We start from the raw sequence: 20,687 nt of genomic DNA on the forward strand, positions 1-20,687 counted from the left end.
GCCGACGCTACGACGCGGTGCGCTCCGCGTCCAGTACCGGGTGCCCGCCCGGCCCCGGCTACGCCGAGACGCGCGTGTCGGCGGACTCGCGTGACGTCGGCACCGCCGAAGGTGCCTCGCAGTGCATCACCCGCGGCAGCCTCACCGCCATCACCGCGCCCAGCAGCAGCAGCCCTGCGCTCACCAGCAGCGTCACATGCAGGCCGTGCACGAAGGAGTCCCGGGCGGCGTGGCGCAGTGCGTCGCCCCGTGCACCGCCCAGCCGGTCGGCCACCTCGTAGGCCTCTCCCAGCGAGTGCCCCGCCGCCCGTGCGGCGTGCGGTGGGACGCCGGGCACCGAGGACAGCCCGGGGGCGTACGCCGCGTTCATCACGCTGCCCAGCAGCGCGATCCCGATGCCCGCACCCAGTTGGTACGACGTCTCGCCGATCGCCGCCGCGCCACCGGACTGCTCCTGCGGGGCCTCGCTCAGCATCGACTCGTAGGCACCGAAGAGCGTGGTCTCCAGGCCGAAGCCCAGCAGGACGAAACCGGACAGCAGCAGTGCCGGGTCGTCCTGTGCGCCCATCGCCGTCAGCAGGAGCACCGCAGCGGCGGTGAGGCAGAAGCCGAACGCGACCATCCGGCGCGGGCCGAACCGGTGCAGCAACTGGGAGCCGACCAGGCCCGCCGCCATCGCCGCGAACGTCAGCGGCAGCAGCCTGAGGCCCGTCTGCAGCGGCGACAGACGCAGCACCAGTTGCAGGTACTGCGCCGCGATCAGCTCCAGACCGACCAGCGCGAGCATCGCCAGCACGATGCACCCCACCGATGTGCTGAACGCCGGACGCGCGAACATCCTCAGGTCCACCAGGGGGTGTGCGCGGCATCGCTGCCGCCGTAGGAAGCCCACCAGCAGGGCCGCGCCCACCAGCAGCGGCAGCAGCGTGGCAGGGCTGAACGGCGGCTGCCCGCCGCCGAGCCGCTTCACCGCGAGTACCAGCCCGAAGAGGCCCCCCGCCGCCATCAGCGCACCGGCCACGTCCCACGGCCCGTCCCGCTCCCCTCTCGACTCGGGCAGCAGCAGCCGTCCGACCGGCAGACTGACCAGCATCAGCGGGATGTTGATCAGGAAGACCGAACCCCACCAGAAGTGCTCGAGCAGGAAGCCGCCGAGGAGTGGACCGACCGCAGCGCCCACGGCGGCCACCGCGCTCCAGACGCCGATCGCCAGCGCCCGCTCGCGCCGGTCGGGGAACACCTGGCGGAGGAGGGACAGGGTCGCCGGCATGATCATCGCGCCGCCCACGCCGAGCAGCGCCCGCGCCGCGATCAGCACCTGGGCGTCCTGGGCGAGGGCGGCGACGCCGGAGGCGACACCGAAGAGCCCGTAGCCGAGCAGCAGGACACGTCTGCGGCCGATCCGGTCGCCGAGTGTGCCGAAGAGGATCAGCAGCGAGGCGCAGACGAGTGGATAGGTGTCGACGATCCAGAGCAGTTCTATCGCGCCGGGCTTGAGGTCCTCGGTGACGGCGGGCATCGCCACGTGCAGCACGGTCGCGTCGAGGGCGACGAGCAGCAGGCTCACGCAGAGGACGACGAGCACGACCCAGCGGTTGGCACCGGCCCCGGCCGTCCTACGGCGCAGCCGAGCGGCGGCCGTGGTCGTCCCGGACATGTACGTACCTCCCAGATGGTCCCTCGCTCCGGCGGACGCACGGGGTGGGGACGTCCCCGCGGGAGCGGCCGGGAGGAGCGGTACTCCGGGCCCACGCAACGAAGCGAGTGAGTGGTCAGCGTACGCGAGTTCCCCCGGCCGTCGCGTGGCAGACCTCTCACGTTCCCCTGGGAGAGGGTGTGGTATGTACCACGCCCGCTCGCTCCGCCACGCCGGTGGAACCGCTCCGGTTCCGTACGGCACCGATAATCGAGCGCGTGACCGATCTTGCAACGCGCCCGGTGCCTCCCCCCACCGGCACCGTGCGCCGGGCCGTGCCCGCCCTGGTGGGGTACGCCGCGGTGCGCGCCCTCGGGCTCGTCGTGCTCGCCGTGTGGAGCGCGGCGCGCGGTACGAGTCCTCACACGCTGCTGAACGCCCGCTGGGACGCGCTGTGGTACACCCGGGTCGCCGCACTCGGTTACGGCTACGAGGTCCGGCTGCCGAACGGCGACGTGCACTCCAACCTCGCGTTCTTCCCGCTGCTGCCCTGGCTGGAGCGGCTCGGCGCGGCGCTCACCCCCCTGTCGTACGCCGACGCGGGCCTCGCCGTCTCCACGCTCGCCTCGCTCGCCGCCGCCTGGGGGATCTTCGCTGTCGCGGATCGTGTGTACGGGCGCCGCGTCGGGGTCTGCGCGGCGCTGGTGTGGGCGGTGCTGCCGGTCGGGATCGTGCAGTCGATGGCGTACAGCGAGTCCTTGTTCACGGCGCTCGCCGCCTGGGCGTTGTACGCGGTGCTGACGGAGCGCTGGGTGAGTGCGGGCGTGCTCGCGTCGCTGGCGGGACTGACCCGCCCGGTCGGTGCGGCCGTCGTCGCGGCCGTGTGGATGGCGGCCATCCACGCGTCCGTGCGCGACCGGGGCGCGCCGGCGGCGGAGCGGCGGCCCGGCACCGCTGTCCGCCGGGTGCTGGGGACGCTCCTCGCCCCGGTCGGCGCCGCCGCGTACGTCCTGTGGGTCGGTCATCGCACCGGCCGGGGCCCGCTCGGCTACCTCGACGTCCAGGCGGGCTGGCGCAACGGCTTCGACGGTGGCTACGCCTTCGCGCGCTTCGCCGCCGCCCGGTTCACGTCGCCGGCCGCGGTGCCGGCCGGCGTGGGTCTGGTGGCCGGGGTCGCGTTGATCGTCTGGCTGTACGTGGTGTGCGTACGGCAGGGCCAGCCGCTGCCTTTGCTCGTGTACACGGGTGTGGTGACGGCACTCGCCCTGGGCGCGGCAAGCTACTTCGGCTCCAAGCCGCGCCTCCTGATGCCCGCCTTCCCCCTGCTGCTGCCCCTGGCCCGGGCTCTCGCCCGCGGGCGTACCGGGAGGTCGGCGGCCGTCCTCGGCGGTGCCGCGCTGGCGTCGGCCGTCTACGGAGCGTTCTGGCTGAACGGCTCGGGTCCGCCGTGATCCGCTCCGCGACGGCCGGTGATCGGCCGGGGAATTGAGCGCCAGCGTTCGGTGAACGAATAGTCAATGCCCATAAAACGCGTAGCCCGAAGATCAATGGAATTGAAGGCGGCTCCTCGCAGCCGATTGCGAAATCCGTTGAAATAAACGTCCTGTTGAGAGGAATCCCACATCACATCGTCATCACGACCCCAGTGTTTCGGGCGGGTTCACACCTCACCCGCTGTAACGTCGATTGAGTGCGTACCGAACCAAAGCTGAGCCGTTGGGAGCGGGTCTTCGCCCGGTTGGACCGTGAGCCGGGCCGACCGGCGCACATCGACGTGCCCAGGATGAGCCGGCACCGAGTGGTTCTCTTCTCGGCGACTCTGGCCTTCTACTTGGCGATCGTGTGGGCCGTCGTCGTCTCCTCCTGGCTGGTCCGGCTCGACTGGCAGGTCATGTTCTTCCGGCCGTACCAGCAGTGGCCGCAGATCCACGCGTTCCTCGACTACTACGTGGTCCTGGGCCAGCGCGGCCCCACCGCGGTGATGGTCGCGGCCTGGCTCGGCTGGCGCTCCTGGCGGCAGCACACCCTGCGCCCCCTGCTCACGCTGGCCACGGCACTGCTGATGCTCAACATCACGGTCGGTGCCGCCAAGTACGGCATGGGACGTCTCGGCCCGCACTACGCGACCGTGATCGGGTCGAACGAGATGTGGCGGGGCGGCGATATATTCCCCTCCGGTCACACCGCGAACGCCGTGGTGACCTGGGGCATCCTCGCCTATCTGGCCTCCACGCCGCGCGCCAGACGCTGGCTGTCCGCACTCTCCGCGGTGACCTCCCTGGGTGTCGGGCTGACGACGGTCTACCTCGGCACGCACTGGCTGAGCGACGTGCTCCTCGGCTGGGCCGCGGGCCTGATGATCCTGCTGGCGCTGCCCTGGTTCGAGTCGCCGATCGCCGCCGCCGAGGTGCGCATCCTGGCGCTGCGGGACCGCCTGCGCAGCCGCCGCGCCGTGCCGGCACGCGCTCCGGCCCCGGTCGGCACGCCGTCGCCGGTCGTCACCCCGCGCGCCGCCGCGGGCGAGTCCGCGCCGCTGCGGGAGCCGGTGACCGCCTCCCGCGCTCCCCGCTCACCGGTGTATCTGGCCGCGGGACCGCATCTGACCCGGGCGGAGCGCACCCCGGTCACCCCGGTGGGCAGCCGCCGCCCGCCGCACTCGGACCGCGTCTCGCGCGGCACCACCTCGGCCCGGCCCCTGGCGGGCGGCTGAGCAGGGCACGCCCCGGGGAGCGGTACGCACACCTCTCCGCATGACGAGGGCCCCGGCTCCATGGCGGTTTCCGGGGCCCTCGTCCATGGGTGCCGGACGGTTCGGTCAGCCCTTCCAGGAGCGCTTGACCCTGCCGCCCTCGACCTCGAAGTTGATCCGGCCGAAGAGGTACTCCATGGTGATGACCGAGCCCGGCGGCAGCGAGCGCACGGTGCGCCAGCCGCGTTCTCGGGCGAGCCGCTCGGCCTGCTCGGCCTCCAGGCCCACGTAACGCTCCGGGGAGTCCTCGGGTTCGGCATCGGGTGCGGGATGGGGTGCCATGCCGCCACCGTAGGCCCCCGACTCCCGAGGCGGAAGCCGGAACGCCACAGCAGCCCCAGATACCCCTATGATTACACTTCTGTCACAGGATCACGACACCCGTTTCGCCCCAACGGCGTCACACGTACGGGCGGTTCCGGTCGCGCCGCGCACACCGGCGAACATAATTCGGGGCTAGCTTGACCAGCGTCGGAAGGGGTTCGGAATAACCCCACGGAAAGCCAGGCACGCAGTTCACCGGGGACTCTTTCCATTCCGATTCCGGGATACCGCGCCGCCTGACTCCGCATGAGAAACACACGGCTTCAGCACAGAATCCCCGTATGTCTGCGGTCGGAGCCGTCGGCGGCGCGCACATCATGACGTGAGCCCGCCGGAGTGCCGAGCCGCGGGTGCCGGCAGCCCCCCGGGCGCGACGAGCGAGAGGTCAGGCATGGGGACGGACACGGCACGGGCGATCGCGGGGCCCGTACCGAGGAGGCGGGCCGGGCGGCTGGTCGTCGACTGGCTGACGACCACCGACCACAAGAAGATCGGCCACCTCTATCTGATCACCTCGTTCGGCTTCTTCCTGATCGGCGGTGCGATGGCGCTGCTGATGCGCGCGGAACTGGCCCGGCCCGGCCTGCAGATCATGAGCAACACCCAGTACAACCAGCTGTTCACCCTGCACGGCACGATCATGCTGCTGCTGTTCGCGACCCCGACCTTCGCGGGCTTCGCGAACGAGATCATGCCGTTGCAGATCGGCGCCCCCGATGTGGCGTTCCCGCGGCTGAACATGCTGTCGTACTGGCTGTTCCTGTTCGGCGGGCTGATCGTGGCGGGTTCGCTGCTGACGCCGGACGGCGCCGCCGACTTCGGCTGGTTCGCCTACGCCCCGCTCAACAGCCGCCAGCACACACCGGGCATCGGCGCCGACCTGTGGATCATGGGGCTGGCGCTGGCCGGCTTCGGCACGATCCTCGGCGCGGTGAACTTCCTGACGACGATCGTCGGCATGCGCGCCCCGGGGATGACGATGTTCCGGATGCCGATCTTCACCTGGAACACGCTGTTCACGTCGATCCTCATCCTGATGGCGTTCCCGGTGCTGGCGGCTGCGCTGCTGGTCCTGGAGGCGGACCGGCGGTTCGGCTCGCAGGTGTTCGAGTCCGCGGACGGCGGCGCCATCCTGTGGCAGCACCTGTTCTGGTTCTTCGGCCATCCCGAGGTGTACATCATCGCACTGCCGTTCTTCGGGATCATCACGGAGATCATCCCGGTCTTCAGCCGGAAACCGATCTTCGGCTATCTGACGCTGGTCGGCGCCACGATGGCGATCACGGGGCTGTCGATCGTCGTCTGGGCGCACCACATGTTCGCCACGCAGGCGGTGCTGCTGCCGTACTTCTCGTTCATGTCGTTCATGATCGCGGTGCCGACGGGGGTGAAGTTCTTCAACTGGAGCGGCACGATGCTGCGGGGGTCGCTGTCGTTCGAGACGCCGATGCTGTGGGCGACCGGCTTCCTGGTGTCGTTCCTGTTCGGCGGGCTGACCGGAGTGATCCTGGCGTCGCCGCCGCTGGACTTCCACGTCACCGACTCGTACTTCGTGGTCGCCCACTTCCACTACGTGGTCTTCGGCACGGTCGTCTTCGCCACCTTCGGCGGCTTCTACTTCTGGTGGCCCAAGTTCACCGGCAGGATGCTCGACGAGCGGCTCGGCAAGATCCATTTCTGGACGCTGTTCGCCGGCTTCCACACCACCTTCCTGGTGCAGCACTGGCTGGGTGCGGAGGGTATGCCGCGCCGGTACGCCGACTATCTGGCCGCCGACGGGTTCACCGCGCTCAACACCGTCTCGTCGGTCGGCGCGTTCCTGCTCGGCCTGTCGACGCTGCCGTTCCTGTACAACGTCTGGCGGACCGGCCAGTACGCCCCGAAGGTGGAGGCCGACGACCCGTGGGGCTTCGGCCGCTCCCTGGAGTGGGCCACCTCCTGTCCGCCGCCGCGGCACAACTTCGTCACGGTGCCCCGGATCCGCTCGGAGTCCCCCGCGTTCGACCTGCACCATCCGCTGTACGCCGGTCAGGCTCCGCAGCCCGAGCCAGAGCGGCATCAAGCCGGTTCCGGGCCGTCCTGACGATCTCGGTGAGCTCGGCGGGCTCCAGGATCTCGAACGCGAAGCCGATCGTCATCACATGAACCAGCATCGCCTCCACGCTCGGGGCCCCGGTGCGCAGCAGACAGCTGCCGTCACTCTCGGCCTCCAGGGTCCCGGCCGACGGGGAGACGCGCTCGGCCGCCTCGTGCAGCGGCACCAGCAGCCGCAGGACGGCCCGCGCGCCGTACGCGCGTGTGGAGACGCCCCGCGACACGTACGCGGCCAGGTCGTCGGCGGGTGGTGTGCGCGGGGCGAAGCGGGGGCCGTGCGGCGGCCTCGGGGTGATCCGGTCGACGCGGAAGGTGCGCCAGTCGTCGCGGTCGAGGTCCCAGGCGACCAGGTACCAGCGGCGCTCGGTGCACACCAGGCGGTGGGGCTCGACGGTACGGCGGGTGGGGGCGCCGTCGTGATCGCGGTACTCGAAGCGGAGCCGCTCCGCGTCCCGGCACAGGTGGGCCAGCTCGGTGAGGAGGCCCGGGTCGACGGGGGACGGCGCGGGCCCGCGCAGCATGGGCACGGTGAAGGCGTTGAGGGCGCTCACGCGGCGGCGCAGCCGGTCGGGCAGCACCTGCTCCAGCTTGGCGAGGGCGCGGACGGAGCTCTCGCCGATGCCCTCGATCCCCTGCCCGGCGGCCGTGCGCAGCCCCACGGCCACGGCCACCGCCTCGTCGTCGTCCAGCAGCAGCGGCGGCAGCTCGGCTCCCGCGCCGAGCTGGTAGCCGCCACCGGTCCCGGGGCTGGCGTTGACCGGGTAGCCGAGGTCGCGCAGCCGCTCCACATCCCGGCGGACGGTGCGGGGGCTGATGCCGAGACGCTCGGCGAGGTCGGCTCCGGACCATTCACGGTGGGTCTGGAGCAGGGACAGCAGGCGCAGCAGTCGTGCCGAGGTCTCCAGCATGGGCCCGAGTCTGCCAGTTCTCGCGGTCACCTTCTGTCCGCAAAGGAGTCAGCTCACGGCGCTGACGGTCACCGACAGGTCGTTGTCGACGGTGTAGTACGGCCGGGCCCGCGTCTCGCCGTGCGGCGCCCGCACCGCGGCCTTCGGGTATCGGAAGACCGGCTTCTTGTCCGCGACGTCGTCGAGCAGCCGCGCGATCCGCACCCGCGGCCCCTCCTCCCCCGCCGGGCGCAGCCACAGGTCCCAGATGCCGGGGGCGAGCGGTGCGAAGGGCACGGTGAAGCCGAACTCCGTCTCCCGGGCGGTGACGTCCGCGCGGAGCACCTTCTCCGCGCACCTCCGCTCGCGGACCTCGGCGTAGGCGTCGGGCGCGAGCCCGGTTCCGTACACCCGGCCGCTCACCGTCAACTCGCCGTGCGCGATGTGCAGTTCCCTCGCCTCGGCGTGCGGGGCGCGCAGCCAGCTGCGGACGGCGAGGGTGCCCCGCCCGGTGGTGTACGGGATGCGGACGGCGATCCGGCCGGCCGTCTCCCCGGGCATGCGGTCGACGAGGGAGCGCACGTCGTTGACCCCCGGGACGAGGGGGTGCATCCGGTCCTCGGCGAACCGTGCATAGGCGTCCCAGCGGCCCTCGGGCAGGTCGACGCTGCTGGGCAGGGCGGCGCGCAACCGGCCGCCCTCGGCGGGGGTCAGTGGCAGCGCGCACTCCGAGCCGTCGCGGCGGCGCAGCACCAGGTGGGCGGGCCCCGGCTCGGCGCTGCCGCCGATGTCGAAGGTCAGTCCGCCCGCGGTGTCGGCGACGCAGTCGGCCGGCACGGGCGGGGCGGTGGGTGAGGGCTCGGTCATCATGCGGGGCCACGTCGTGCCACTGGACGAGCGCGCTCGCGACGTCGTACGTCGCGCGGTTCGTCCCTCCGGTCCCGAAGGCGTTGTCCTCCCAGCCTGCCACGGACGGGCGGCCCGTGCGCGGCTCCGGCCCGCTCCTCGGCTCCACGGGCGGCCCGTCGGCGGTGCAGGGACGCGTCGGGCCCCGACGTCCCGCTGTGACGTCGGGGCCCGAGGGGCGGGCGGGGCGGGCGCGGTCAGAGTTCGAGCCGCTGCCCGGGAAGGATCAGGTCGGGGTCGCCGCCGATGACCGCCTTGTTGCGCTCGTACAGCCGCTGCCAGGTGGTGCCGTGCCGCTCGGCGATGTCACTGAGCGTGTCGCCCGCGCGCATGGTGTAGTCGCCGCGGGACGCGCTGCGGTTGACGTGACCCGTCGAGCGCTGCGGCGCCTTCCACGCCTGCTTCGCCGGGGCGGACTCGGTGGTGGCCGCCCTCGAGGAGGAGCGGGTACCCACCTCGCCGCCCGACGCGGCGGGCGCGCTGCCGTAGGCTCCGGCGCGCTGCGAGCAGACCGGCCAGGCGCCCCAGCCCTGGGCCTGCTGGACCTTGCCGGCGACTGCGATCTGCGCCTCACGGGAGGCCCGGTCGGCGGTCGGGGCGTAGGCCGTGCCGCCGTAGGCGCGCCAGGTGCCGGCGGAGAACTGCAGTCCTCCGTAGTAGCCGTTGCCGGTGTTGATGTGCCAGTTCCCGCCGCTCTCGCACTGGGCGATGCGGTCCCACACTCCACCGTCTGCCGCGGCGGCGTTGCCGGTCGCGGCGAGCAGTCCGAGCGGGGCGAGCAGGGCCGCGCCGGCGAGGACCGCCGAGTTACGGGTCGTACGAGTCTTACGGGCGTTATCGGCACATTCGGACATGTAATTCCCTCTCCACGAACCCGGATCCCCCAAGGCGGGGTGCGTCGACCCGCGCATGGAACGCGGTCGTCGCACCTCCGCCCCGTCCACCGGATGTGGTGCTGCGCGCCGGCTGTGCGGCGCGGCCGGTGGACGTACCCGGGCGGTGCTCGTTGCACACGGCGGAGGAATGTAAGGAGGTCGGCAGCCCGGAATCAACCAACTCCCTGTCATTCCAGGCCAGTTGGCCATTACCGCCGGTATCGGCGATTTTCGGCCACCCACTTCATTCGCTGATTTCCGGATTTGTCGACCAGCCTCCATGAGGATCTGTGAGCCAGTTCACGGAACCAACTTGCCGCGCCATCGCAGAAGTTGACATGGAGTGACCGATTCCGCGGAGAGCCTCACCCTGCGCGTCGGTTGGTTCGATTCCGTTCGCCTCCGGGCGTGACTCCGGCCACAGATCGCCCGTTGTCATCTTCATGAGCCGGGGACCCCCGGGCTCATGGGCCGGGAGCCACCCGGCACCGTCACGCACCGCATCCCGAGGGAGCCACCCGTGCCGCGCATGCTCGACGTCAGCGACGCCGTACGCGCCGAGATCGGCGACGAAGAAGCCGACCGGCTGCTCGCCGGAGACAACGCCCCGGGCAGTTACGACTGCACCTCCTGCCGCACCCCGGGCGACTCCGCACAGGAGCGCACCAGCACCGTCCTGTTCGTCGGCGAGGAGACGGCCGTCCTCGCCTTCGCCCACGCCACCTGCCTGCCCTCCCAGGTCGTCCAGGTCACCGAGGAGCAGCTGCAGGGCGCCGTCCGTTCCATCACCGCCCACCAAGGGTCCGGCGCGGCCGTCCCCGAGCAGGCGGTGCTCGGCGTCACCAGCGGACTCGTCCTGATCGCCGGTGAGCTGCACCCGGCGCTCGTGGTGGAGCCGACCGCGCCGATCGCACGCCCGGGCACGACCGGGATCGGCGACGACTTCCTGCCGCTGCTCATCGAACAGGGCTTCCTGCCCCTGACCGCGATCGAGTCGGTGCCGCCCGTCCTGCACGGCTGGTCGGTGCTGCTCGCCGTGGGCCAGCTGCACGCGGTGCTGCAGCCCGGGGTGAACGGCGGGCAGCCGGTGGCGTGGTGGCAGGCCCACCAACCGCTGCAGGTGACGGACGGGTGGCGGGCGGCCGCCAACAAGCACCAGCAGGTGCTGATGTTCGCGGCGCCGGTGGGATCGATCGGGCGCCAGCCGCGCGAGGACCTGCTGCGGGAGGCACTGGACAGGGCCGCGGCGAACGGCCGGCTCGTGGCCGCGGCGCTGCCTCTGGCAGGCATCTGAGATCCGGCTGGGGTCGCGGGCGCCGCCGCTTCCGGCGAAGCGGACGAATCGCGCGCATCCCTTGAGCGGCGGGGTCGTTTGCACCTATGTGCACGCATATGACGTCCCCCGCCGCCAGTCCTATCAGCCGATCCGCTCCGGGGCAGCGGCCCAGGACCCCTCCGCCACGCCGATCTACGACGCGCTCTACGCCGAGTACGTCCGGTCCTTCCGGGCGTGCCCGGGTGACCGCAGCGGCGAGGAGGAGCTGGGCTTCACCGCCTTCTCCGCCTCCCCCCAGCACGGGACCGGGCACCTGGCCGCCCAGCACGGCCATACGGCCTCGGCGGCCACGGTCTGGCATCAGGTGGCGCGGCACGCGCGGGGCATGCACCACGTCCCGGCGCTGCCGCCCGCACCGCGCAGGGGTCTGTGAGCGGGCCGCAGCGGACCCGGACACGAAAAGGGCCGGCCCTCGACGGGGGCCGGCCCTTGTGTCACGTCACTTCTTCTTGCCGCGCTTCTCGCGCACCCGCACCGAGATGTGGACCGGCGCCCCCTCGAAGCCGAACTCCTCACGGAGCCGACGCTCGATGAAGCGGCGGTAGCCCGCCTCGATGAAGCCGGAGGCGAAGAGCACGAACCGCGGCGGCTTGGTGCCCGCCTGCGTGCCGAAGAGGATGCGCGGCTGCTTGCCGCCGCGCACGGGGTGCGGGTGAGCGGAGACGAGCTCGCCGAGGAACGCGTTGAGACGGCCCGTCGGCACCCGGGTCTCCCAGCCCGCGAGCGCGGTCTCGATGGCCGGGACCAGCTTCTCCATGTGCCGTCCGGTGCGCGCCGAGACGTTCACCCGCGGCGCCCACGCGACCTGACCCAGCTCGGTCTCGATCTCCCGCTCCAGGTAGTAGCGGCGCTCCTCGTCGAGGGTGTCCCACTTGTTGAGGGCGAGGACGAGCGCACGGCCCGCCTCGACCGCCATGGTGACGATGCGCTGGTCCTGGACGGAGATCGACTCGGAGGCGTCGATGAGGACGACCGCGACCTCGGCCTTCTCGACCGCCGCGGCGGTGCGCAGCGAGGCGTAGTAGTCGGCGCCCTGCTGGAGGTGGACCCGCTTGCGGATGCCGGCCGTGTCGACGAACTTCCACGTCTTGCCGCCGAGTTCGATCAGCTCGTCGACCGGGTCCCGGGTGGTGCCCGCGAGTTCGTTGACGACGACGCGCTCCTCGCCCGCGACCTTGTTCAGCAGCGAGGACTTGCCGACGTTCGGGCGGCCGATGAGGGCGACACGACGCGGGCCGCCGACCCCGGCGCCGCCGAAGGTCTGGGCGGGTGCCTCGGGCAGCGCCTCGAGGACGGCGTCCAGCATGTCGCCGGTGCCACGGCCGTGCAGCGCCGAGACCGGGTGGGGCTCCCCGAGGCCGAGGTTCCACAGGTATGCCGCGTCCGCCTCGCCGCTCGGGCCGTCGACCTTGTTGGCGCACAGCACCACGGGCTTGCCGGCCTTGCGCAGCAGCCGGACGACCGCCTCGTCGGTGTCGGTGGCGCCGACCTTTGCGTCGACGACGAACACGACCGCGTCGGCAGCCTCGATCGCGTACTCGGCCTGTGCGGCCACGGAGGCGTCGATGCCGAGGACGTCCTGCTCCCAGCCGCCGGTGTCGACGACCTTGAAACGGCGGCCCGCCCACTCGGCCTCGTAGGTGACACGGTCGCGGGTGACGCCGGGCTTGTCCTCGACGACGGCCTCGCGGCGGCCGATGATGCGGTTCACCAGAGTCGACTTGCCGACATTGGGACGGCCCACGACGGCGAGCACCGGGAGCGGGCCGTGGCCGGCCTCCTCGATGGCGCCCTCGACCTCCTCGAGGTCGAAGCCCTCTTCCGCGGCGAGCTCCATGAACTCCGCGTACTCGGCGTCGCCGAGCGCCCCGTGCTCGTACTCGTGCTCGGCCGAGCCGTCGGGCTGGATCTGGTCGTTCATGAAGTCCGTACCTCGTTCATCGTGGTGATCGGTGGAACACCGCACCTACGGTGATCCACTACTCAAGTGTCGCCTAGCGCCCGGTCAGGCGCCTGGCGTTTTCCAGGTGCTCCATGAGCTGCTTCTGAATGCGCACGGTCGCCTCGTCCAGCGCCTTGCGCGTACGCCGCACGCTGCCGCCCGCCCGTCGCCCGCCACCGTCCGTAGCGGAGCCTCGCACTCCTTCGATGGCCTCGAACGGGTCGCCGAAGACGACGTCGACACGGCTGCGCAGCGGGGGCAGCCCCTTTGCCAAGCGGCTGCTCCGCTCGGAACTTCCCAGCACCGCGACCGGGACGATCGGCGCCCCGCTGCGGACCGCGAAGTAGGCGAGCCCGGCGCGCAGCGAGGCGAAGTCGCCCTCACCGCGGGTGCCCTCGGGGAAGATGCCGAGGACTCCCCCGTTCTCGAGCACGCCGAGTGCCCGCATGATGGCGGTGCGGTCGGTGGACGTGCGGTCCACCTCCAACTGGCCGATGCCGCGCAGGAACGGGTCGAGCGGACCGACGAACGCCTCCTTCTTGATCAGGAAGTGCGTCGGCCGGGGCGCCACGCCCATGACCATCGGCCCGTCGATGTTGTGGGAGTGGTTCACCGCGAGGATCGCGGGGCCGCTCGCGGGCACCTTCCAGGCGCCGAGCACGCGCGGCTTCCACAGCCCGTACATCAGCGCGACGCCGATGCGCCGCCCCACCTCGGCGCCGCGTGCCAAAGGAGCCTCGGTCACTTCCCGGCCCGCTTCTCCTCGACGAGGGTGACGACGCATTCGATGACCTGCTGGAGGGTGAGGTCGGTGGTGTCCACCTCGACCGCGTCGTCCGCCTTCGCGAGCGGGGACGTCTTGCGGCTGGAGTCGGCCTCGTCCCGCTTGATCAGCGCTTCCCGGGTGGTGTGCAGGTCGGCGCCCTTCAGCTCGCCGCTGCGGCGCGCGGCGCGCGCCTCCGGGGAGGCGGTGAGGAAGATCTTCAGGTCGGCGTCGGGCAGCACGGTGGTGCCGATGTCGCGGCCCTCGACGACGATGCCGTTCTCCGCGGAGGCGGCCAGTGAACGCTGCAGCTCGGTGATCCGGGCGCGCACCTCCGGCACCGCGCTGACCGCGCTGACCTCGGAGGTGACCTCCGGGGAGCGGATCGGGCCGGAGACGTCCGTGCCGTCCACCGTGATGGTCGGCGTCTTCGGGTCGGTGCCGGAGACGATCTCGGGCTTGCCCGCCACCGCCGCGATCGCCGTGGGGTCCGTTATGTCGATGCCGTTGTTCACCATCCACCAGGTGATCGCCCGGTACTGGGCGCCGGTGTCCAGGTAGCTGAACCCGAGCTGTGCGGCCACGGCCTTCGAGGTGCTCGACTTGCCCGTGCCGGAGGGGCCGTCGATGGCGACAATCACTGCCGGGGCGGTCCGGGCGGCGCCGTTTTCCACGGTGGGGACACCTTCCTGGTGCGGTGTGGCGGGTGGGTGGGGACGCGAAGGCGCCCCGCACAAGGTTACTGGCTCGCCGGCCCCGGTATGCCGGGCCTGCCCCTCCGCCGGGCGGAGCGGCGCCCGGCGCGGACCCGTGGACGGTCGGTCGTGCGCCGGCTCTACTGCCGGATCACCCAGCCCCGCTCCCGCAGCGCGGCGCTCAGCACCGGGGCGGCCGCCTGTTCGACCATGAGCTGCACCAGGCCCGCCTGCTGGCCCGTCGCATGCTCGATGCGGACGTCCTCGATGTTGACCCCCGCCCGGCCCGCGTCGGCGAAGATACGGGCCAGCTGGCCGGGCTGGTCGTCGATGAGAACGGCCACGGTCTCGTACGCGCGCGGGGCGCTGCCGTGCTTGCCGGGCACTCTGACCTGCCCGGCGTTGCCGCGGCGCAGCACGTCCTCGATGCCCTCGGCGCCCTCGCGCCGTTTGGCCTCGTCAAAGGACTGCAGGGCGCGCAGGGCCTGGACGGTCTCGTCGAGGTCCGAGGCGACCTCGGAGAGCAGGTCGGCGACCGGACCGGGGTTCGCGGACAGGATGTCGATCCACATGCGGGGGTCGGAGGCCGCGATCCGGGTCACGTCCCGGATGCCCTGCCCGCAGAGCCGTACGGCCGCCTCCTCCGCGTGCTCCAGGCGCGCGGCGACCATGCTGGAGACCAGGTGCGGCATGTGCGAGACGAGCGCGACGGCCCGGTCATGGGCGTCGGCGTCCATGACGACCGGCACGGCACGGCAGTGCGAGACCACCTCCAGGGCGAGGTTCAGCACCTCGGTGTCGGTGTCGCGGGTCGGGGTGAGCACCCAGGGGCGGCCCTCGAAGAGATCGGCACTGGCCGCCAGCGGGCCGGACTTCTCACGGCCGGACATCGGGTGGGTGCCGAGGTACGGGGTCAGGTCGAGGCCGAGCGCCTCCAGCTCGCGGCGCGGTCCGCCCTTGACGCTGGCCACGTCGAGGTAGCCGCGCCCGAGACCGCGCCGCATGGCGTCGGCGAGCGCGGCGGCCACGTGGGCGGGCGGGGCGGCGACGATCACCAGGTCGACGGGGCCCTCGGGCGCCTCGTCGGTCCCGGCACCGAGCGCGGCGGCCGTACGGGCCTGCTCGGGGTCGTGGTCGGCGAGGTGCACGGTGACCCCGCGGGCGGCGAGCGCGAGGGCCGCTGACGTGCCGATCAGCCCCGTGCCGATGACGAGCGCTGTCCTCACTGAGCGATGTCCTTGCGAAGGGCGGCGGCGGCACCGAGGTAGACATGCGCGACCTCGGAGCGCGGCTTGTCCGACTCGATGTGGGCGAGGATGCGGACGACCCGGGGCATCGCGCCCTCGATGTCCAGCTCCTGGGCGCAGATCAGCGGTACGTCGACGATGCCGAGCTTGCGGGCGGCGGCGGCCGGGAAGTCGCTGTGCAGGTCGGGCGTGGCCGTGAACCAGATGCTGATCAGGTCGTCGATGCTCAGCCCGTTGCGCTCCAGGATGGCGGTGAGCAGGGCACCGACCCGCTCGTCCATGTGCCCCGCCTCGTCCCGCTCGAGCTGAACGGCGCCACGGACCGCTCGTACCGCCACGGTGGTGCTCCTTGCTGATCTACGAAAACGTCTGCTGACCAGCGTAGGGCAAGCCGCGCCCCCTCAGGGGCGCGAGCTCCCGGACCCTAAAGATCCACTTCCTTCATCAGCATCCCGACCTCCGTGTTGGACAGTCGCCGCAGCCACCCCGACTTCTGGTCGCCCAAGGTGATCGGACCGAACGCGGTCCGGACCAACTTGTCCACAGGGAACCCGGCCTCCGCCAGCATGCGCCGCACAATGTGCTTGCGCCCCTCGTGCAGGGTCACCTCGACGAGGTAGTTCTTGCCGGTCTGCTCGACCACCCGGAAGTGGTCCGCACGCGCGAACCCGTCCTCGAGCCGGACGCCCTCCTTCAGGCGCTTGCCCAGGTCGCGCGGGATCGGGCCCACGATGTGCGCGAGGTAGGTCTTCTTCACGCCGTACTTGGGATGGGTCAGCCGGTGCGCCAGCTCGCCGTGGTTGGTGAGCAGGATGACGCCCTCGGTCTCGGTGTCGAGCCGGCCGACGTGGAACAGCCGGGTCTCACGGTTGGTGACGTAGTCGCCGAGGCACTGGCGGCCCTCCGGGTCCTCCATGGTGGAGACGACACCGGCGGGCTTGTTGAGCGAGAAGAACTGGTACGACTGCGTGGCCACGGTCAGCCCGTCGACCCTGATCTCGTCCTTCTCCGGGTCGACCCGCAGGCCCTGCTCGGTGACGATCTCGCCGTTGACCTCGACCCTGGCCTGCTCGACCAGCTCCTCGCAGGCCCGCCGGGAGCCGTAGCCCGCACGCGCCAGCACCTTCTGCAGCCGCTCGCCCTCCTGCTCGGCGCCCGGGAAGGTCTTGGGGAGCTTGATGTCCTTCTTCCCTGCGTACCGCGCCCGGTTGCGCTCCTCGATCTGCGCCTCGTACTCGCGCGGGCGCGCCGGGGCCGTACGCCCGCGCCCGCCGCGCTGCTGGGGCTGCTGGGGCTGCTTCGGGCCGCCCTTGGCGCCGCCGCGCGCCGCGCCGCCGCGCCCGGACTTCGGGCCGTCCTGCGTGGCGCCCGGGCCGACGTCGTAGCGGCGCTCCTCGGGGCGGGGCTTGCGGGGGCGACCCTGCCCCTGCTTCTGGTCCCTGTTGTTGCCGGCACCGCGGTGGTTACCGCGCCCGCCGCTCTTTCCGCTGCCGCTGCTTCGCATCAAAGTTCCGTCGTCGTCTTCGTCGTGTGATCGTCGTCTGCGTCCGGAGCATCGGGAGCGTCCGGGTCGAACGACGGTACGCCCTCCTGGGTCTCGGCCTCGATCGCCTCCGCCTCCGGGAGGAAGGGCGCGAGCTCCGGAAGCTCGTCCAGGCCGCGCAGGCCCATCCGCTCCAGGAAGTAGTTCGTCGTCCTGTACAGGATCGCACCTGTTTCGGGTTCCGTGCCCGCCTCCTCGACGAGACCGCGTTGGAGGAGGGTCCGCATGACGCCGTCACAGTTCACTCCCCGGACCGCCGAGACGCGGCTGCGGCTGACCGGCTGGCGGTACGCGACCACGGCGAGGGTCTCCAGCGCGGCCTGGGTGAGACGGGCCTGCTGCCCGTCGAGCACGAACCGCTCCACGGCGGGGGCGTACTCGGCCCGGGTGTAGAAACGCCAGCCGCCCGCGACGAACCGCAGCTCGAAGCCGCGGCCCTGCACGGTGTACTCGTCCGCCAGCTCGCGCAGCGCGTCGGCGACCTGCCGGCGGGGCCGCTCCAGGATCTTCGCCAGGTGCTCCTCGGTGGCAGGCTCGTCCACGACCATGAGGACGGCCTCGAGGGCGGGCTTGAGGTCGAGCTCGGCGACGGGGCCCGGCCCCGCCGTCACGTCGATGGTGTCCTCGCTCACGCCTTCTCCTCCTGCTCGGGCTTCCCGGCCTCCTCGGGCGGCCGGTCGAACTCGTCGGTGACCCTCGGAGTCTCGTCCCCGTCACCGCCGGTCCAGCGCACGACCAGTTCGCCGAGGGCGGTCTCCTGCTCCAGCGCCACGGCCTTCTCCCGGTACAGCTCCAGCAGGGCGAGGAAGCGGGCGACGACGGTGAGGGTGTCGTCGGTGTCCTCGACCAGTGCGCGGAAGTCGGCCTCGCCGAGTTCCCTCAGCCGTGCCACGACGATCCCGGCCTGCTCCTGCACGCTGACGAGCGGCGCGTGGATGTGGTCGACGTACACCTGGGGCTTGGGCTTGGGCTGCATCGCCTTCACGGCGAGCTTGGCGAAACCCTGCGGGCCGATGCTGATGACGACGTCGGGGAGCAGCTCGGCGTGGTGGGGCTCGAGGCCCACGGTCCGCGGGTGACGCCGGGCTTCCTCCTCCGCCCTCCGGTTGAAGATCTCGGCGATCCGTTTGTACGCGCGGTACTGCAGGAGCCGTGCGAACAGCAGGTCCCGGGCTTCGAGCAGCGCGAGGTCGGCCTCGTCCTCGAGCTCGGCGGCGGGCAGCAGGCGGGCGGCCTTGAGGTCGAGCAGGGTGGCGGCGACGACGAGGAACTCGGTCGTCTGGTCCAGGTCCCAGTCCGGCCCCATGGCCCGGATGTGCGCCATGAACTCGTCGGTCACCTTGGACAGGGCGACCTCGGTGACGTCGAGCTTGTGCTTGGAGATCAGCTGGAGGAGCAGATCGAAGGGGCCCTCGAAGTTGGCGAGCCGGACCTTGAAGACACCGTCGCCGGGTTCCGCCGGGGCTTCGGCGGCCCGCGGCTCTTCGGACGCTGGTTCCGGCTCGGGCGGGGGCTCGGGTTCCGCGGCGGGCGGTACAGGCTCGGCCTCTCCGCCGTCGTGTCCGGCGGCGTCAGCCGAAGAATCCTCCTCGGCCACCGACAGGCTCTCCGTCTCGGGGGGAGCAGGCGGCGCCGCGGCCCCGGGGCCCAGCCCCAGCACCCGGCGGCGCCCGGCGGAGCCGGATTCGTTCGAGGTCATAGCCGTCGCAGGCTACCTCTTACCGCCCCCGAAGCCGGCGTACGAGGATGCTGGCGTCCCCCCGGGACTCCAGATCCGCCAGCACCACCGCGACGGCCTCCCGCACGATCCGCCCTCGGTCCACCGCGAGCCCGTGCTCGCCGCGGAGCACCAGTCGCGCGTGCTCCAGGTCCATGAGCTCCTCGGCGGACACGTACACGGTGATCTTCTCGTCGTGCCGCTCCCGTCCGCTGGGCCGCCGCCCGGCCGCACGCCCCCGCTTGCGCGCCTGGGCCGCGGAAGAGGCGGCAGCGGATCCGGCAGAACCTTCCTGCGCCGCCGCGCCGGCCCGCACGCCCCGCTCCGCGGTGGCGGACCGGGCGCGGGACTGCCCGGCCTCCGTCTCCGTGGCGTCCGCCGCGACGTGTTCGTCGCCCTCCCCGTCGCCGCCCTGCACGGGCACCGACGCCGGTGCGTCCTCCGCCGGAGCGGCCGGGTCGCTCTCGCCCGCGGGAGCCGGCACCCGGGCCTCGCCGTTGGCCTGGCGCCTGGGAGTGGACGCCTGGAGCGCCATTCCCCCGGTGGTACGGAACAGTTCGTCGGCCCCCGGCAGACTCACTCGGCGTGACACCGGGCGAGCACCTCCCTGGCGAGCTGGCGGTAGGCGGCGGCACCGACGGAGTTGGAGGCGTAGGTGGTGATCGGCTCACCGGCGACCGTGGTCTCCGGGAAACGCACGGTCCGGCCGATCACGGTGTGGTAGACGTGGTCGTCGAACGCCTCGACGACCCGCGCGAGGACCTCACGGCTGTGCACGGTGCGGGAGTCGTACATCGTGGCGAGGATGCCGTCGAGCTCCAGCTCGGGGTTGAGCCGTTCCTGGACCTTCTCGATGGTCTCGGTGAGCAGCGCGACACCGCGCAGCGCGAAGAACTCGCACTCCAACGGCACGATCACCTTGTGCGCGGCGGTGAGCGCGTTCACGGTGAGCAGGCCGAGCGAGGGCTGACAGTCGATCACGATGTAGTCGTAGTCCGGCAGCAGCGGCTTGAGCGCCCGCTGGAGCGTGGACTCGCGCGCGACCTCCGACACCAGCTGGACCTCGGCGGCCGAGAGGTCGATGTTGCTCGGCAGCAGGTCCATGTTGGGGACCGCGGTCTTCAGCAGGACCTCGTCCGCCGACATGCCCCGCTCCATGAGCAGGTTGTACACGGTGAGGTCCAGCTCCATGGGGTTCACGCCGAGGCCCACGGACAGCGCGCCCTGCGGGTCGAAGTCGACGAGCAGCACCCGGCGCCCGTACTCCGCGAGCGCGGCGCCCAGGTTGATGGTCGACGTGGTCTTGCCGACGCCGCCCTTCTGGTTGCACATCGCGATGATCGTGGCCGGGCCGTGGTCGGTCAGCGGTCCGGGGATCGGGAAGTACGGCAGCGGACGGCCGGTGGGGCCGATGCGCTCACGGCGCTGGCGGGCCGCGTCGGGCGCAAGTGTGGCCGCGTACTCGGGATCGGGCTCGTATTCGGCGTCGGGGTCGTAGAAGTGCCCTTCGGGCAGCTCTTCGTAGTCGGCGAAGCGGTTGTGGACCCCGCCACTTCCGTCGCCGGCCATGGCGTTCACGTGTTGGCCATCCATGCTCTGGTGTGCTGTCTGAGCCATGTGGGGGCTCGGGCTCTGGTGGGCTGCGAAGGTACGGACAGCGACGGAGCCGACAGCCTCGAGCCCCGTGGGGCCCGTGCCCCGCGCAGGCATTCCTGGTTGACCACCCCCGGGAGTAAATGTCGACTCATTCACAAGTCGTCTTACCTCCTTGGTGACCAGGGAACTTCTAGACAGGTCAGCGTGGCACCATGCCGACGGTTGGCGACTCTATGGCGTGTCGGCGGTCCGCAGCAACACAATCCGCCGGACCCGGATCGATGTGTCGGCAATGAAACATCCCGCTGTCAAGGGCGTCCGGGCGTCGTTCGCCCGGTTTCACCGGTGTGCGAAACGGTGCAAGGGTTGCGTTCGAG

20 protein-coding genes are annotated in these 20,687 nt (G+C 71.7%); 5 read left to right on the forward strand and 15 right to left on the reverse strand.

Annotation, left to right across the window (positions count from 1 at the left end; genetic code table 11):
* Positions 1–58 precede the first annotated feature (58 nt).
* The gene (locus AC5WS8_RS12980) at positions 59–1,657 is read right to left on the reverse strand and encodes an MFS transporter (RefSeq protein ID WP_496103484.1); all 1,599 of its coding nucleotides are present in this window, start codon (positions 1,655–1,657) and stop codon (positions 59–61) included.
* Between the two features lie 257 nt (positions 1,658–1,914).
* Here AC5WS8_RS12980 and AC5WS8_RS12985 point away from each other — a divergent pair, with 257 nt between their 5' ends.
* Together AC5WS8_RS12985 and AC5WS8_RS12990 are read left to right on the forward strand one after the other, a co-directional pair.
* Positions 1,915–3,087 (forward strand): glycosyltransferase family 39 protein, encoded by a 1,173-nt coding sequence (locus AC5WS8_RS12985; RefSeq protein ID WP_496103485.1) that lies wholly within the window; start codon positions 1,915–1,917, stop codon positions 3,085–3,087.
* Between the two features lie 239 nt (positions 3,088–3,326).
* Complete coding sequence (locus AC5WS8_RS12990; RefSeq protein ID WP_496103486.1) at positions 3,327–4,346, forward strand: phosphatase PAP2 family protein; 1,020 nt, start codon at positions 3,327–3,329, stop codon at positions 4,344–4,346.
* Between the two features lie 105 nt (positions 4,347–4,451).
* Here the strand turns inward: AC5WS8_RS12990 and AC5WS8_RS12995 are convergent, their stop codons facing one another.
* Positions 4,452–4,667, reverse strand: coding sequence for an I78 family peptidase inhibitor (locus AC5WS8_RS12995; protein ID WP_496103487.1), 216 nt, complete (start codon positions 4,665–4,667; stop codon positions 4,452–4,454).
* A 433-nt stretch (positions 4,668–5,100) separates the two neighbouring features.
* Between AC5WS8_RS12995 and ctaD the strand changes: the two genes are divergently transcribed.
* Positions 5,101–6,792, forward strand: coding sequence for an aa3-type cytochrome oxidase subunit I (gene ctaD, locus AC5WS8_RS13000; RefSeq protein WP_496103488.1), 1,692 nt, complete (start codon positions 5,101–5,103; stop codon positions 6,790–6,792).
* Here the strand turns inward: ctaD and AC5WS8_RS13005 are convergent.
* From AC5WS8_RS13005 to AC5WS8_RS13015, 3 genes are all read right to left on the reverse strand, one after another.
* The gene (locus AC5WS8_RS13005) at positions 6,674–7,711 is read right to left on the reverse strand and encodes a helix-turn-helix transcriptional regulator (RefSeq protein WP_496103489.1); all 1,038 of its coding nucleotides are present in this window, start codon (positions 7,709–7,711) and stop codon (positions 6,674–6,676) included. The two genes, ctaD and AC5WS8_RS13005, sit on opposite strands and share 119 nt — an antisense overlap.
* A 48-nt stretch (positions 7,712–7,759) precedes the next feature.
* Positions 7,760–8,557: a hypothetical protein gene (locus AC5WS8_RS13010; RefSeq protein WP_496103540.1), complete on the reverse strand. Its 798-nt coding sequence runs from the start codon at positions 8,555–8,557 to the stop codon at positions 7,760–7,762.
* Positions 8,558–8,793: 236 nt separating this feature from the next.
* Positions 8,794–9,450 carry a transglycosylase family protein gene (locus tag AC5WS8_RS13015; RefSeq protein WP_496103490.1) on the reverse strand — a complete coding sequence of 219 codons (657 nt, stop codon included), beginning with the start codon at positions 9,448–9,450 and terminating at the stop codon, positions 8,794–8,796.
* Between the two features lie 541 nt (positions 9,451–9,991).
* On the opposite strand from AC5WS8_RS13015, the gene AC5WS8_RS13020 reads away from it, so the two are divergent.
* Together AC5WS8_RS13020 and AC5WS8_RS13025 are read left to right on the forward strand one after the other, a co-directional pair.
* On the forward strand, positions 9,992–10,765 hold the full coding sequence (locus tag AC5WS8_RS13020) for a DUF8842 C-terminal domain-containing protein (RefSeq protein ID WP_496103491.1): 774 nt from the start codon (positions 9,992–9,994) through the stop codon (positions 10,763–10,765).
* Between the two features lie 88 nt (positions 10,766–10,853).
* Positions 10,854–11,180 (forward strand): hypothetical protein, encoded by a 327-nt coding sequence (locus AC5WS8_RS13025; protein ID WP_496103541.1) that lies wholly within the window; start codon positions 10,854–10,856, stop codon positions 11,178–11,180.
* 66 nt (positions 11,181–11,246) lie between these two features.
* Here AC5WS8_RS13025 and der read toward each other — a convergent pair whose 3' ends face one another.
* The 10 genes from der to AC5WS8_RS13075 form a co-directional block, all read right to left on the reverse strand.
* Complete coding sequence (gene der, locus AC5WS8_RS13030) at positions 11,247–12,728, reverse strand: ribosome biogenesis GTPase Der (protein ID WP_496103492.1); 1,482 nt, start codon at positions 12,726–12,728, stop codon at positions 11,247–11,249.
* A gap of 73 nt (positions 12,729–12,801) precedes the next feature.
* Positions 12,802–13,533: a lysophospholipid acyltransferase family protein gene (locus tag AC5WS8_RS13035; RefSeq protein WP_496103493.1), complete on the reverse strand. Its 732-nt coding sequence runs from the start codon at positions 13,531–13,533 to the stop codon at positions 12,802–12,804.
* Positions 13,491–14,186, reverse strand: coding sequence for a (d)CMP kinase (gene cmk / locus AC5WS8_RS13040; RefSeq protein WP_496103494.1), 696 nt, complete (start codon positions 14,184–14,186; stop codon positions 13,491–13,493). The genes AC5WS8_RS13035 and cmk overlap by 43 nt, the downstream gene beginning before the upstream one ends.
* 161 nt (positions 14,187–14,347) lie before the next feature.
* Positions 14,348–15,433, reverse strand: a complete 1,086-nt coding sequence (locus AC5WS8_RS13045; protein ID WP_496103495.1) for a prephenate dehydrogenase — start codon at positions 15,431–15,433, stop codon at positions 14,348–14,350.
* Complete coding sequence (aroH, locus tag AC5WS8_RS13050) at positions 15,430–15,792, reverse strand: chorismate mutase (protein ID WP_496103496.1); 363 nt, start codon at positions 15,790–15,792, stop codon at positions 15,430–15,432. Before aroH ends, AC5WS8_RS13045 begins: the two co-directional genes overlap by 4 nt.
* 86 nt (positions 15,793–15,878) lie before the next feature.
* The gene (locus AC5WS8_RS13055) at positions 15,879–16,958 is read right to left on the reverse strand and encodes a pseudouridine synthase (protein WP_496103497.1); all 1,080 of its coding nucleotides are present in this window, start codon (positions 16,956–16,958) and stop codon (positions 15,879–15,881) included.
* Positions 16,958–17,629 carry an SMC-Scp complex subunit ScpB gene (gene scpB / locus AC5WS8_RS13060; protein ID WP_496103498.1) on the reverse strand — a complete coding sequence of 224 codons (672 nt, stop codon included), beginning with the start codon at positions 17,627–17,629 and terminating at the stop codon, positions 16,958–16,960. The genes AC5WS8_RS13055 and scpB overlap by 1 nt, the downstream gene beginning before the upstream one ends.
* Positions 17,626–18,696: a segregation and condensation protein A gene (locus AC5WS8_RS13065; protein ID WP_496103499.1), complete on the reverse strand. Its 1,071-nt coding sequence runs from the start codon at positions 18,694–18,696 to the stop codon at positions 17,626–17,628. Before AC5WS8_RS13065 ends, scpB begins: the two co-directional genes overlap by 4 nt.
* Before the next feature lie 19 nt (positions 18,697–18,715).
* Complete coding sequence (locus AC5WS8_RS13070) at positions 18,716–19,306, reverse strand: hypothetical protein (RefSeq protein WP_496103500.1); 591 nt, start codon at positions 19,304–19,306, stop codon at positions 18,716–18,718.
* A complete protein-coding gene (locus AC5WS8_RS13075) occupies positions 19,291–20,424 on the reverse strand; it encodes a ParA family protein (protein WP_496103501.1) in 1,134 nt (377 codons plus the stop codon). Before AC5WS8_RS13075 ends, AC5WS8_RS13070 begins: the two co-directional genes overlap by 16 nt.
* Positions 20,425–20,687: the final 263 nt, after the last annotated feature.

The organism is Streptomyces sp. PTL18 (assembly GCF_059510295.1).

Bases quoted from the DNA above. Each gene is read 5' to 3' on its own strand.
- AC5WS8_RS12980 (WP_496103484.1), bottom strand. From the start codon at position 1,657: ATGTCCGGGACGACCACGGCCGCCGCTCGGCTGCGCCGTAGGACGGCC.
- AC5WS8_RS12995 (WP_496103487.1), bottom strand. From the start codon at position 4,667: ATGGCACCCCATCCCGCACCCGATGCCGAACCCGAGGACTCCCCGGAG.
- ctaD (WP_496103488.1), top strand. From the start codon at position 5,101: ATGGGGACGGACACGGCACGGGCGATCGCGGGGCCCGTACCGAGGAGG.
- AC5WS8_RS13005 (WP_496103489.1), bottom strand. From the start codon at position 7,711: ATGCTGGAGACCTCGGCACGACTGCTGCGCCTGCTGTCCCTGCTCCAG.
- AC5WS8_RS13010 (WP_496103540.1), bottom strand. From the start codon at position 8,557: ATGACCGAGCCCTCACCCACCGCCCCGCCCGTGCCGGCCGACTGCGTC.
- AC5WS8_RS13015 (WP_496103490.1), bottom strand. From the start codon at position 9,450: ATGTCCGAATGTGCCGATAACGCCCGTAAGACTCGTACGACCCGTAAC.
- der (WP_496103492.1), bottom strand. From the start codon at position 12,728: ATGAACGACCAGATCCAGCCCGACGGCTCGGCCGAGCACGAGTACGAG.
- AC5WS8_RS13035 (WP_496103493.1), bottom strand. From the start codon at position 13,533: ATGCGTCGTCACCCTCGTCGAGGAGAAGCGGGCCGGGAAGTGACCGAG.
- AC5WS8_RS13055 (WP_496103497.1), bottom strand. From the start codon at position 16,958: ATGCGAAGCAGCGGCAGCGGAAAGAGCGGCGGGCGCGGTAACCACCGC.
- AC5WS8_RS13065 (WP_496103499.1), bottom strand. From the start codon at position 18,696: ATGACCTCGAACGAATCCGGCTCCGCCGGGCGCCGCCGGGTGCTGGGG.
- AC5WS8_RS13075 (WP_496103501.1), bottom strand. From the start codon at position 20,424: ATGCCTGCGCGGGGCACGGGCCCCACGGGGCTCGAGGCTGTCGGCTCC.